10 protein-coding genes are annotated in these 11,929 nt (G+C 59.6%); 5 read left to right on the forward strand and 5 right to left on the reverse strand.

Annotation, left to right across the window (positions count from 1 at the left end; all coding sequences use genetic code 11):
* Window positions 1-41 precede the first annotated feature (41 nt).
* The gene (locus MSG32_RS10530) at window positions 42-503 is read right to left on the reverse strand and encodes a pilin (RefSeq protein WP_248379467.1); all 462 of its coding nucleotides are present in this window, start codon (window positions 501-503) and stop codon (window positions 42-44) included.
* A gap of 572 nt (window positions 504-1,075) precedes the next feature.
* On the opposite strand from MSG32_RS10530, the gene pilB reads away from it, so the two are divergent.
* From pilB to yacG, 5 genes are all read left to right on the forward strand, one after another.
* Window positions 1,076-2,812: a type IV-A pilus assembly ATPase PilB gene (gene pilB, locus MSG32_RS10535; protein WP_248379468.1), complete on the forward strand. Its 1,737-nt coding sequence runs from the start codon at window positions 1,076-1,078 to the stop codon at window positions 2,810-2,812.
* A gap of 175 nt (window positions 2,813-2,987) precedes the next feature.
* Window positions 2,988-4,226, forward strand: coding sequence for a type II secretion system F family protein (locus tag MSG32_RS10540; protein ID WP_248379469.1), 1,239 nt, complete (start codon window positions 2,988-2,990; stop codon window positions 4,224-4,226).
* A gap of 82 nt (window positions 4,227-4,308) precedes the next feature.
* Window positions 4,309-5,169, forward strand: coding sequence for an A24 family peptidase (locus tag MSG32_RS10545; protein WP_248379470.1), 861 nt, complete (start codon window positions 4,309-4,311; stop codon window positions 5,167-5,169).
* Window positions 5,166-5,816 (forward strand): dephospho-CoA kinase, encoded by a 651-nt coding sequence (gene coaE / locus MSG32_RS10550; RefSeq protein WP_248379472.1) that lies wholly within the window; start codon window positions 5,166-5,168, stop codon window positions 5,814-5,816. Before MSG32_RS10545 ends, coaE begins: the two co-directional genes overlap by 4 nt.
* Window positions 5,809-6,054: a DNA gyrase inhibitor YacG gene (gene yacG / locus MSG32_RS10555; RefSeq protein WP_153635187.1), complete on the forward strand. Its 246-nt coding sequence runs from the start codon at window positions 5,809-5,811 to the stop codon at window positions 6,052-6,054. Before coaE ends, yacG begins: the two co-directional genes overlap by 8 nt.
* A 131-nt stretch (window positions 6,055-6,185) precedes the next feature.
* Here the strand turns inward: yacG and MSG32_RS10560 are convergent, their stop codons facing one another.
* The 4 genes from MSG32_RS10560 to MSG32_RS10575 form a co-directional block, all read right to left on the reverse strand.
* On the reverse strand, window positions 6,186-7,139 hold the full coding sequence (locus tag MSG32_RS10560; RefSeq protein WP_043332483.1) for a Nudix family hydrolase: 954 nt from the start codon (window positions 7,137-7,139) through the stop codon (window positions 6,186-6,188).
* 107 nt (window positions 7,140-7,246) lie between these two features.
* Entirely contained in the window at window positions 7,247-8,470 is a 1,224-nt protein-coding gene (argJ, locus tag MSG32_RS10565; RefSeq protein WP_248379474.1) for a bifunctional glutamate N-acetyltransferase/amino-acid acetyltransferase ArgJ, read from the reverse strand.
* A gap of 89 nt (window positions 8,471-8,559) precedes the next feature.
* Window positions 8,560-11,322: a preprotein translocase subunit SecA gene (secA, locus tag MSG32_RS10570; RefSeq protein WP_248379484.1), complete on the reverse strand. Its 2,763-nt coding sequence runs from the start codon at window positions 11,320-11,322 to the stop codon at window positions 8,560-8,562.
* A 174-nt stretch (window positions 11,323-11,496) separates the two neighbouring features.
* Window positions 11,497-11,877 carry a hypothetical protein gene (locus tag MSG32_RS10575; protein ID WP_043332488.1) on the reverse strand — a complete coding sequence of 127 codons (381 nt, stop codon included), beginning with the start codon at window positions 11,875-11,877 and terminating at the stop codon, window positions 11,497-11,499.
* Window positions 11,878-11,929: the final 52 nt, after the last annotated feature.

Here is an 11,929-nt window from a genome sequence, read left to right on the forward strand (position 1 = left end):
AATAAAAAACCGCCCCAAAGGGCGGTTTTTAACATTTTATATCACTCTTGAGCACAGTCACCAGGTGCAAAATTAGTATCGATAGATGTTGTGCAGCTCCATACACCCTCTTCGGTACGGGCAAGTGTAACATTCTCACCTTGCACCTGCGGGCTAACACCACCATCGTCAAAAGTGAAAATAATCTCAATCACGCCACCAACATCATAGCTATCGACGGAGATGGTTCCTGCACCGCTAGCGTCTGCAGCAATACCAAGTGAGCGCTGATTATCACCATTTGCTGCATCGGCAGCCACATCTCCAACGATTGGCTCCAAACCTCTTACCATAATATCTTCGGCATCAGTCTGCACGCTTCGAATTGTCGCCAGAGCAGAAGCAGCCTCTGAACGGGCAACGTAGTTCTGGTACTGAGGAATGGCAATGGCTGCCAAGATACCGATGATCGCCACAACAATCATCAGTTCGATCAATGTAAAACCAGCTTGCTTGCGTGTCATGGTGTGACTCCCTTGCATTTGCGTAGTGAGATCAGGTCGTACGTCCTGAAACCCCGGTTACGTTCCCTGACTAGCAGGATGTTACAGAAGAATGTCAGTATGGGCGTTAGATTCTAATAATCCCAACAACATTTTCATCAGCATAACATCTTGATATCACGGGGTGTCGACCGGACGGGACGAGTGATACCACAGCCACAGTTCAGGTGCCATTGCCATGTCGCAAGACGCTTGCTTGGCGGCGCTGACGGCTGCTTGACTGTTACAATAGATTACACTCAGTGACATTGCAAGCAACGAACACAAAAACTTTGTGACCGAGATTCAGGCACTATTCAACGTTACTCCCGACCCAACAGTGTTTGGCCAGCTCCTTCCACTAACTCTATCCCCTTCTCATGTCACGAATGCGCCATTCCTAGCGCTGGGCAATCCAGCTACACTCTTCTGCAAGACGATGTTTGTAATACGATGACTTGCCGCACCAGAGCTCGCGCGCAGCGCATCAGTGCTTGCTTCACGTTTGAAGCAGTCAGAGTAGGCCCATTGGCAACTGCAACAGGAAGAGTGTCATGCCCCAGTCAGAACACACGCTAAAAGGATTTGCTGCACGACTGGTCGACTCTGGCCTGCTCGAACCACAGGCAGCACAGCTGGCTGAACAGGAAGCCAATGAAGCAGGGGAAAGCCTGTTGCTGCATGTTATCGCGCATGGCCTGGTGACGGCACGTGACGCGACATTGGCGGCCGCCTGGGAATATGGCCTGCCGTATGTGGATCTCGATGCCCTTCGTATCGACTCACTGCCCGCCATTGATGAACTACCCGAGAAGGTCCTGCGCAAGCTAGGGGTATTGCCACTCTATCGCCGTGAGCATCGCCTGACCGTCGGCGTACCCTCCCCATCGACGCTCACGCACCTTGATGAACTACAATTTGCCACTGGCTTGTCGATAGAAAGTGTCCTGGTCGCCGCCGACCAGCTGACGCCGGCACTGGAGCAGTACCTTGAAGCCGGCGAAGAAAGCGCCATGGATATGCTTGGCGGCGAAGGTGAAGCCCTCGATGGCTTGGAGTTCGAGGGTGAGGAGGATAACAATAACGATCTGGCCATTACGGCCAGCAGTGACGATGCGCCAGTGGTGCGCTTCGTTCACAAGGTACTGATGGATGCCATCAAGCGTGGCGCCTCGGATATCCACTTCGAGCCCTACGAATCCACCTATCGCATTCGTTTTCGTATCGATGGCATGTTGATCGAAAACACCCGGCCGCCTTTCAATATGCGCAACCGGATCTCGGCGCGCCTGAAAGTCATGTCGCGCATGGATATTTCCGAGCGTCGCTTGCCGCAGGATGGCGCGATCAAGCTGCGCCTTTCCAAGTCCCGCTCCATCGACTTCCGCGTCAATACACTGCCCACCGTGTATGGCGAGAAGCTGGTGCTGCGTATCCTCGACCCCAGTTCGGCCAAGATGGGCATCGAGGCGCTGGGCTTCGAACCTGAACAGCGCGCCATGTTCGAGAAGACGCTGGATCAGCCACAGGGCATGATTCTGGTCACTGGCCCGACCGGTAGCGGCAAGACGGTAACGCTCTACACCGGCTTGAATATCCTCAATACACCGGAGCGCAATATCTCGACGGCAGAGGACCCGGTCGAGCTCAAGGTGGAAGGCGTCAACCAGGTCAACGTGCTGCCCAAGATCGGCCTGGACTTCGCTTCGGCCTTGCGCGCCTTCCTGCGCCAGGATCCCGATGTGGTGATGGTCGGGGAGATTCGTGACAAGGAAACCGCCGAGATCGCCGTCAAGGCAGCACAGACCGGTCACCTGGTGCTTTCTACCTTGCACACCAATTCTGCCCCCGAGACACTGACACGCCTGAGTAACATGGGTATCGCTCCCTTCAACATCGCGAGCTCCGTCTCGTTGATCATCGCTCAGCGCCTTGCTCGCCGCCTGTGCACCCACTGCCGTCAGCCCGCGGAAATTCCGCCCGAAGCGATGGCCTCGATGGGCTTCAGTGAAGACAATGGCTTCAGCGCAGCAGAACTCGAGGCCGCAACCATATTCCGCCCCGTCGGTTGCAGCCAGTGCACGCTAGGTTACAAGGGGCGAGTCGGCATCTATGAAGTCATGCCGATCTCGGATGAGATGAGCCGCTTGATCATGCGTGAGGGCACCGCCATCGAGCTGGCAGACCAGGCACGCAAGGAAGGGCTTTCAGACCTGAGGCGTAGCGGCTTGCGCAAGGTGATGTCGGGCATGACCTCGCTGGAAGAAGTCAATCGCATCACCAAGGACTGAGTCACTGTTGCAGGCGGAGCATGTAATGGTTGTACATGCTGGCGACAGTGATCAATACGCCAGATAGCTGACTTTTGCTCAGTCATCAGGCACATTGAAGACAAGATGACCCAGGTATTGATCATGGCTCGACCTACAATGCCTGCTCCCCATTTATCAGGGAACGATAACTGACATGGCAACTCCCAGAACTGCCAAGCAAGACAAGAAAAAGCCGGGCATTGAGACTTGGCAATGGTCGGGCAAGAACTCGCGTGGCGAAAACGTCAAGGGCGAGTTGATGTCGGCCAACGTCGATCAGGTCAAGAACACGCTGACCAGCCAGGGGATAGTGGTCAAGCGCTTGCGCAAGAAATCAACACTGTTTGGTGGTAGTAAAAGAGTTGGCAGCAAGGATGTCACCATGTTCGCCCGCCAGATGGCAACCATGATTCGCGCCGGCGTACCGGTACTCCAGGCATTCGGCATCGTTGCCGAAAGCATGAAAAGCCCGGGTATGCGCCATCTTGTCGAAGACATGATGAGCGAAGTCGGTGCAGGGGCAAGTTTTTCTGAAGCCTTGCGCAAGCACCCACAGCATTTTGATAGTCTATTCACAAACTTGGTAGCAGCGGGTGAACAAGCGGGTGCATTGGACAAGATGCTTGACCGTGTTGCCACCTATAAAGAAAAGATTGACTCTCTCAAGGCCCGAGTAAAAAAAGCACTTTATTATCCAGCTGCAGTAATATGTGTTGGTTTTGGCGTTACAGCCATACTATTGATAAAAGTAGTCCCGCAGTTTGAGACTCTTTTCAATGGCTTCGGAGCCGAGTTACCTGCCTTTACTCAATTGACTATTACCATGTCTGAATATGCTCAAAGTTACTGGTATGTAGCTTTAGGGGCAGTGATCTTAACTGGTATATTGATTGCACAAGCAATGAAGCGCTCAGATAAATTTGCGTATGCCATGCATCGCTTCATGCTCAAGGTGCCCGTGCTCGGTGACATCCTGGATAAATCGTCCGTTGCTCGCTATTCGCGCACATTGGCAACCACGTTTCAGGCCGGTGTGCCGCTGATTGAATCACTTGATACAGCAGCGGGTGCCACTGGAAGCAAGGTCTATGAGCGCGCTATCGCCCAGATCAAGGAAGATGTTTCTACCGGACAGCAGCTGAACTTTGCTATGCGCAATACGCAATTGTTCCCGACACTGGCGGTACAGATGGTGGCGATTGGCGAGGAATCCGGTTCACTGGATGCCATGCTCAACAAGGTGGCGGATTTCTACGAAGAAGACGTCGACAACAAGGTAGATGCCCTGACCTCATTGCTGGAACCCTTTATCATCGTGGTATTGGGTACTCTTGTCGGCGGCTTGGTCGTCTCTATGTATCTACCCATCTTTGAAATGGGTAATGTTATATAACCATTAAACGACGTTAATTTTTGGAGACATGGCCGCGCTACTTTTGGGGCGCGGCCATTTCATTTACTGACAAGGAAGACTCGTGGACTCATTCGCCCAACTCTCCCCCACACTGCAGGCCTGCCTGGCCGGTATATTCGGTTTGCTGGTCGGTAGCTTTCTGAATGTCGTCATCACTCGCCTGCCCGTGATGATGATGCGCCAATGGCGCGCCGAGGCCCGCGAGGCATTGGAGCTGGAAGCCGAAGACACACCGCGCTTCAATCTGCTGGTACCCGCATCACGCTGCCCGGGCTGTGACACACCGATCAAGTGGCACGACAACCTCCCCATCCTCGGCTGGCTGAAACGGCGTGGTCGCTGCGCCAGCTGCAATACGCGCATCAGCGCGCAGTACCCGCTGGTGGAACTTGCCGGTGGCGCGCTCGGCGCTTCCATCGCGTTGATCTATGGCCTGGAGGCACAGAGCCTGTGGATCTTCGGTGCCTGCCTGACTCTGCTGGTGCTGTCAGTCATCGACTTCCGCACCCAGCTGCTGCCAGATGCCATCACCCTGCCACTGCTGTGGGCAGGCCTCGCCTATCAGCTGCTGTTCCAGCCTCTGATGCTGCCCAGTGCTGTCATCGGCGCGATGGCGGGTTATCTGGTGCTGTGGAGCTTCTACTGGCTATTCAAGCTGATCACCGGCAAGGAAGGCATGGGCTACGGTGACTTCAAGCTGCTCGCCGCGCTGGGTGCCTGGCTCGGCTGGCAGTGGTTGCCGCTGCTGCTGATTCTGTCCGCTGGTCTCGGGGCCGTTCTGGGCATCCTGCTGCAACTGCTGGTACCGCGTCTGCGCGGCGCCCCGATGCCCTTCGGCCCTTACCTGGCGGTTGCCGGCTGGATCGCCCTGCTGTTTGGCACGCCCTTGATGAGCCTCTACCTGAGCGTGATCGGCGCATGACGACGTCCTCTCCAACCCAAGGCCCCATCATCGGTGTCACCGGCGGCATCGGCAGCGGTAAATCGAGCGTCGCGCGGCTATTCGGCGAGCTTGGCATCCAATGGGTGGATGCCGATGATGTCTCGCGCGAAATCGTGCGCCCCGGCGAGACCGCACTGGCCGAGATCATCGCCCACTTCGGAGAGTCGATCGTCACGGCGCAGGGCGAGCTTGATCGCGCCGCGCTGCGCGAGCGGATCTTTGCTGCCCCCGAGGAGCGCCAATGGCTGGAGCGCTGCACCCATCCGCGTATCCGGGAGCGGATCGTGCAGCATCTGGCGGCCATGACCAGCCCCTATCGCCTGCTGGTCTCTCCGCTGTTGTTCGAGTCCGGCCAGGACAGCCTCGTCTCACGCACCCTGGTGGTGGATGTCAGCCAGGATATCCAGCTGGCGCGCACGCTGAGTCGCGATGGTGTCAGCGAAGCGCAGGTACGCGCCATCCTCGCGGCTCAGCTGCCACGCGAGACACGACTGGCCAAGGCCGACGATGTCATCGACAATGACGGAAGCCAGGCGCATCTTCGTGAACAGGTAGTGGCCATGGATGCCTACTATCGATCACTGAGCGCCCCCCACACACCGTTTCAGGACACCCCTCATGTCTGATGCCACCGCTCCCCACAATGGCAAGACACCATTGACCGTCGCTTGCCCGCAATGCCGTACCGACGTGGTATGGAGTGCCGCCAGCGAGTTTCGCCCCTTCTGCAGCAAGCGCTGCCAACTGCTCGATCTTGGCGCCTGGGCTGACGAATCCCACAGCATCGCCGGTGAGCCCGCCATGGATGAGACCAGCATCGACGAGATGGTGGCGCGCATGGAGCGCGACATGCATCAGCAGTAGCGCTCGAGAGAGCCCTGCTGGTTCAGACTGATGCAGAGCTAGACACTCAAGACGCTGGGCATAAAAAAGACCCTCGAGGCTAGCCTCGAGGGTCTTTTGTCGTTCAGGCAACTGCCATCAACGCGCGATCATCACTTCCAGAAATCACGAATCGATGCGATACCCTGGGCACCGACGGCGCGTGCATGATCGCTGTCATAGCGGGACATGCCGCCCAGCGCATAGACCGGCATGCATGCCTGCTCGACCAGCCCCTGGAAGTCATGCCAGCCAAGCGGCGGACGCTCCGGATGCGACGGCGTCACACGCAGCGGCGACAGTGACACGAAGTCACACGCCACACGGCCGGCCTGGTCCAGCTGCTGCTGATCATGGGTGGAGGCAGACAGCCACTTGTTGGCGGCAATCGGACGCTCGCCCTTTTCCGCCAGCTCCGCCAGACGCACGCTGGTCAGGTGGATACCATCCGCATCGACCTTGCCGAGCATGGACGGTTCAGCGTTGAGCAGCAGACGAGCACCACGCGCATGACAGATCGCCAGCGCCTTCTCGGCACGCGCGATATAGGCCGCCTCATCCAGCTCCTTGGCGCGCAGCTGGACCAGACGCACGCCGTCCTCATCCAGCGCACGCGTCAGACGCGTCTCGAAGACGTCCTCATCGGCCTCTTCCGGCGTGATCAGATACTCGCGCGGCAGCGAGACCGCCCGCAGAATCGGCAGATTCGCCGCCGGGAAGGCGTATTTGTAGAGGTCCTCGATCTCGACCCAGCGCACTGCCTGCCCTTCACGACCAAAGGGTTCGCCAGTGAACTGACGCGTTTCCCACACATCCAGCAGGATGTGCTTGTCCGGGTATTCGTGATGAATACGGATCAGCGGCTGAGCACGAATGATCTCGATGCCCAGCTCTTCGCACAGCTCACGCTTGAGCGCTTCCAGACCGGTTTCGTAAGGCGCCAGCTTGCCACCCGGAAACTCCCACAAGCCGCCCTGATCCACCGTCGAGGGACGACGTGCAATCAGGACCTGGCCCTGTTCGTTTAAGATGGCGGCAGCCGCCACGTGAACCCTTCGCTTCGGCATGATGCCTGTACCTTTGACTCGCGTTGTACATCCGACTCCGCCTCGAGAGGCGAAGCCTGCGGGAGATATTGCATTACCGTTTCAGCGTGAGCCTCCGCCCTGGGGCGTCAGCTACGATAATCAGCGTTGATCGAGACGTAATCGTGGGACAGATCCGATGTCCAGATGCGAGCTTCCTGCTGTCCACGTCCCAGGCGGATGCCGATCACCAGCTCTTCCTCGGCCATGGCGGCACTGCCGGCGGCTTCGGTGTAGCTGTCGGCACGGCCGCCCTGTTCGACGATGGTGACGCCATTGAGCGTGATCGCGACACCCGTGACGTCCAGCTCTTCCAGCGGCGCACGTCCAACGGCCGCCAGAATGCGACCCCAGTTGGCGTCGCTGGCATAGAGGGCTGTCTTGACCAGCGGCGAGTGCGCGACGGTAAAGCCGACGGCACGCGCCTCTTCCTGTGAACGCGCCTCGCTGACCTCGATGGTGACGAACTTGGTCGCCCCTTCACCATCACGAATGATGGCTTGAGCCAGCTCGAGCATGACCTCCGCCAGGGCGGCCTCGAACGCGATCAGGTCTTCACCCTCGACACGCCCGGCCTGCCCCGTGACAGCCAGCATGCAGGCGTCATTGGTGGAGGTATCGGAATCGACGGTGATGCTGTTGAAGCTCTTGACCACCACCCGGCGCAGCATGGCATCGAGAGCCGCCTGATCGATGGCGAGATCAGCATCGGTGGCCACGAAGCCCAGCATGGTCGCCATGTTCGGGCAGATCATGCCGGAGCCCTTGGAGACACCCGCCAGCGTCACGCTCTCGCCATTGCTCAGCGCAAGCGTCCGCCAGCTGCCCTTGGGGCGCGTATCGGTGGTCATGATGCCATGCGCCGCGGCAGACCAGTCGCCCTCGCCCAGGTTGGCAAAGGCTGTCGGCAGTGCCGCCGTCAGGCGATCCATCGGCAGCGGTTCACCGATCACGCCGGTCGAGAACGGCAGCACTGCCCGGGCATCGCAGCCGGCGATCTCCGCCAAGGCCTGGCAGGTCGCGCGAGCATCGGTCATGCCCTGCTCGCCGGTTCCCGCATTGGCATTGCCGGTGTTGATCACCAGATAACGCGGCCCGTCGACGCCCGCCGTGAGGTGCTCACGTGCGACATGGACCGGTGCCGCACAGAAGGCGTTGCGGGTAAAAGTGCCTGCAAGACGCGACCCTGCCTCGAGGGCCATGATCACCAGATCACGACGACCCGGCTTCTTGATACCGGCTTCAGCAACCCCGATCTGAAAGCCGGCAATCGCCGGCATGTCAGCGGGAAAAGTGGAAGGCCCTACCGCCATCGTTCACGTCTCCAATCATGGTGTTCTGTGACAACTGCCCCCTGCGAGCCGAATCGACGTGACGCGCAGGGAGGCTGTTTGGCGCAGTGTCAGCTCAGCTTGCCGTGGCACTGCTTGTATTTCTTGCCGGAACCGCACGGGCACGGGTCGTTGCGACCGACCTTGGGCACATCGCGGCGGATCGGCTCGCCATCGCCCTGGGCCTGAGGCTGCGCGCCGTACTGTGCCTCAACGACCTCTTCGGCCGCCTGGACACCGTCTTCACTGACCGCATCGTCATCGACACGGCGCGTTTCGGCGCTGGCCTGCTCACGCTCGAGGTTGGCACGACGCTCTTCTTCCAGCGTGTCGACCTCTTCCTGGCGACGCACCTGCACGTGGCTGAGAATGCGCACCACGTCAGACTTGATGTTGACCAGCAGCGTCTGGAACTGCTCGAACGCTTCGCGCTTGTATTCCTGCTTCGGGTTCTTCTGGGCATAGCCGCGCAGGTGGATACCGCGACGCAGGTTGTCCATCGCCTGCAGGTGCTCCTTCCAGCGCGTGTCCAGCACCTGAAGCATGACCTGCTTCTCGAAGCGGCGCATCAGCTCAGGGCCAACGGCCTCGACCTTGTCGGCATAAAGCGCTTCATGGGCGGCCTGCAGACGTTCTCGCAGCGTTTCCTCATGGAAGTGCTCGTCCTCTTCCGCCCACTGCACCAGCGGCAGGTCGAGGTTGAAGTCGGTCTTGAGGTCGTTCTCGAGGCTCAGCAGGTCCCACTGTTCCGGCAGGCTCTGCGGCGGCACACGCAGGGAGATGGCGTCATCGAGCACTTCGCGACGGATGCCGGCGATGTTCTCGGCGATCTCGTCGGCTTCGAGGATGTCGTTGCGCTGCTCGTAGATCACGCTGCGCTGATCGTTGGCGACATCATCGTACTCGAGCAGCTGCTTGCGCACGTCGAAGTTGCGACCCTCGACCTTCTTCTGCGCGCGCTCGACGGCATTGGAGACCATCTTGTGCTCGATGGCTTCGCCCTTCTCGAGCCCCAGCGCGCCCATCAGCCGCTGAACACGGTCAGAGCCGAACAGGCGCATCAGACTGTCTTCCAGCGACAGGAAGAAGCGCGTGGAGCCCGGGTCACCCTGGCGACCGGCACGACCGCGCAGCTGGTTGTCGATACGGCGAGATTCGTGACGCTCGGAGCCGATCACGTGCAGACCGCCCGCGGCCAGCACGGCTTCGTGACGCTCCTGCCAGCCATGCTTGATCTCGTTGATCTGCTCTTCGGTCGGCGCTTCCAGCTCGGCAAGCTCGGCTTCCCAGTTGCCGCCCAGCATGATGTCGGTACCACGACCGGCCATGTTGGTCGCGATGGTCACGGCGCCCGGACGACCCGCCTGGGCGATGATGGCGGCCTCGCTGACGTGCTGCTTGGCATTGAGGACGTGATGCTTGACGCCCGCCTTGTGCATCATCTGCGACAGCAGCTCGGAGGTCTCGACCGAGGCGGTACCCACCAGCACCGGGCGACCTTCCGCGACCTTCTCGCGGGCATCCTCGATGATGGCGTTGAACTTCTCTTCCGCGGTCAGATAGACCAGATCATTCATGTCCTTGCGCGCGATGGGCTTGTTGGTCGGGATGACCATCACGTCGAGGTTGTAGATCTGACGGAATTCGAAGGCCTCGGTATCGGCCGTACCGGTCATGCCGGACAGCTTGTCGTAGAGACGGAAGTAATTCTGGAAGGTCGTGGATGCCAGCGTCTGGCTTTCCTTCTGGATGACAACGCCTTCCTTGGCCTCGACCGCCTGGTGCAGGCCTTCAGACCAGCGGCGACCGACCATGGTACGCCCGGTGTGCTCATCGACGATGACCACTTCGCCGTTGTTGACGATGTAATCCACGTCACGCACGAACAGGTTCTGGGCACGCAGCGCAGAGTGCACGTGGTGCAGCAGGCTCAGGTTCTGGGCCGCATACAGGGAATCCTCCTCCCCGAGCAGCTCCTGGGCACGCAGCAGCGCCTCGACCTTCTGATGGCCGAACTCGGTCAGCTCGACCTGCTTCTGCTTCTCATCGAGGGTGAAGTCGCCGCTTTCCGGATCTTCCTCATCGCTGCACTGCTCGAGCTCGCGCGCCATGCGATCGATGATCTTGTAGAGGTCGGTATTCTCTTCCACCGGACCGGAGATGATCAGCGGCGTGCGCGCCTCATCGATCAGGATGGAGTCGACCTCATCGATGATGGCGAAGTGCAGCTTGCGCTGGACCTTGTCTTCCAGCGAGAAGGCCATGTTGTCGCGCAGGTAATCGAAACCGTATTCGTTGTTGGTGCCGTAGGTGATATCGGCCTGATAGGCGGCGCGCTTGTCTTCATTGGGCTGGCCGGAGTAGATGACACCGACACTCAGACCGAGGAATTCATACAGCGGACGCATCCAGTTGGCATCACGGGTGGCCAGATAGTCGTTGACCGTCACCACGTGGACGCCTTCGCCGGTCAGCGCATTCAGGTAGACCGCAAGCGTCCCCACCAGCGTCTTGCCCTCACCGGTCTTCATCTCTGCGATGCGACCTTCGTGCAGCGCCATGCCACCGACCATCTGGGTATCGAAGTGACGCATGCCCATGATGCGCTTGCTGGCCTCACGCACGGTCGCGAAGGCTTCCGGCAGCAGCTTGTCGAGGTGTTCCCCTTGCGCGAGACGCTCGCGGAATTCCGCGGTCTTGGCTGTCAGCGCCTCATCGGAGAGCGGTTCAAGCTCGCTCTCGAGCGCATTGATCGCGTTGACCCGCTTGCGCAGGCGCTTCACTTCGCGATCATTCTTGGAACCTACTACCTTGGTCAGGAATTTACCCAGCATATTCTGTCCTTGTACGTGACCCGGGGCCGGGTCACGCCTTCACATATCATGACACTCAAGCGCTGCCGCCAAACGCGATGACAGGCAGCTCGATGTGGCCCGGGGCCCATCAGGCATTACGCTCGAAAGAGAAAACGAACCTCATCATCCGCGGCGCGAACGATGAACGGGGTGTCAGGACAGAATGGGCGGCGCACGCGGCGCGATGGCATTGACGAGACCACGCAGCAGGACGCGTGTGCAGGAAACGAAGGAGCGCTGGCGCGGGAGGTTGGGACTGGCCTGGGGCGCACGACGCACCCGCTTGCGCAGGCAGCGTAGCCCCTGACGGCGACTCTCGGCACGAATCACCGCGGGTGCCAGCAACTGGATGCTGGCCAGCGTCAGATTGACGCGCTCGACCTGCGCCGCGCTCAGTCCAGCGGGGAACAGACAGCTGAGCAGCAGGCCTGCCAGCAGCCAGCGCGGCGCCGTGCGTACCGACCAGCGACGCGAAGCGCCGCTACCGGAATCCGGTAACGCACGAGGGCGTGCTGTGGCATCGACAGGGCTCATGCTGTTGCCGGACTCCCGCTCATGATAGATTGCCGGAAATCACTGAACCGGC

The sequence above is a fragment of the Cobetia sp. 1CM21F genome (assembly GCF_023161745.1).
Taxonomy (GTDB): domain Bacteria; phylum Pseudomonadota; class Gammaproteobacteria; order Pseudomonadales; family Halomonadaceae; genus Cobetia; species Cobetia amphilecti.

Bases quoted from the DNA above. Each gene is read 5' to 3' on its own strand.
- MSG32_RS10560 (WP_043332483.1), bottom strand. From the start codon at position 7,139: ATGCCGAAGCGAAGGGTTCACGTGGCGGCTGCCGCCATCTTAAACGAA.
- MSG32_RS10530 (WP_248379467.1), bottom strand. From the start codon at position 503: ATGACACGCAAGCAAGCTGGTTTTACATTGATCGAACTGATGATTGTT.
- argJ (WP_248379474.1), bottom strand. From the start codon at position 8,470: ATGGCGGTAGGGCCTTCCACTTTTCCCGCTGACATGCCGGCGATTGCC.
- MSG32_RS10540 (WP_248379469.1), top strand. From the start codon at position 2,988: ATGGCAACTCCCAGAACTGCCAAGCAAGACAAGAAAAAGCCGGGCATT.
- yacG (WP_153635187.1), top strand. From the start codon at position 5,809: ATGTCTGATGCCACCGCTCCCCACAATGGCAAGACACCATTGACCGTC.
- coaE (WP_248379472.1), top strand. From the start codon at position 5,166: ATGACGACGTCCTCTCCAACCCAAGGCCCCATCATCGGTGTCACCGGC.
- pilB (WP_248379468.1), top strand. From the start codon at position 1,076: ATGCCCCAGTCAGAACACACGCTAAAAGGATTTGCTGCACGACTGGTC.
- secA (WP_248379484.1), bottom strand. From the start codon at position 11,322: ATGCTGGGTAAATTCCTGACCAAGGTAGTAGGTTCCAAGAATGATCGC.
- MSG32_RS10575 (WP_043332488.1), bottom strand. From the start codon at position 11,877: ATGAGCCCTGTCGATGCCACAGCACGCCCTCGTGCGTTACCGGATTCC.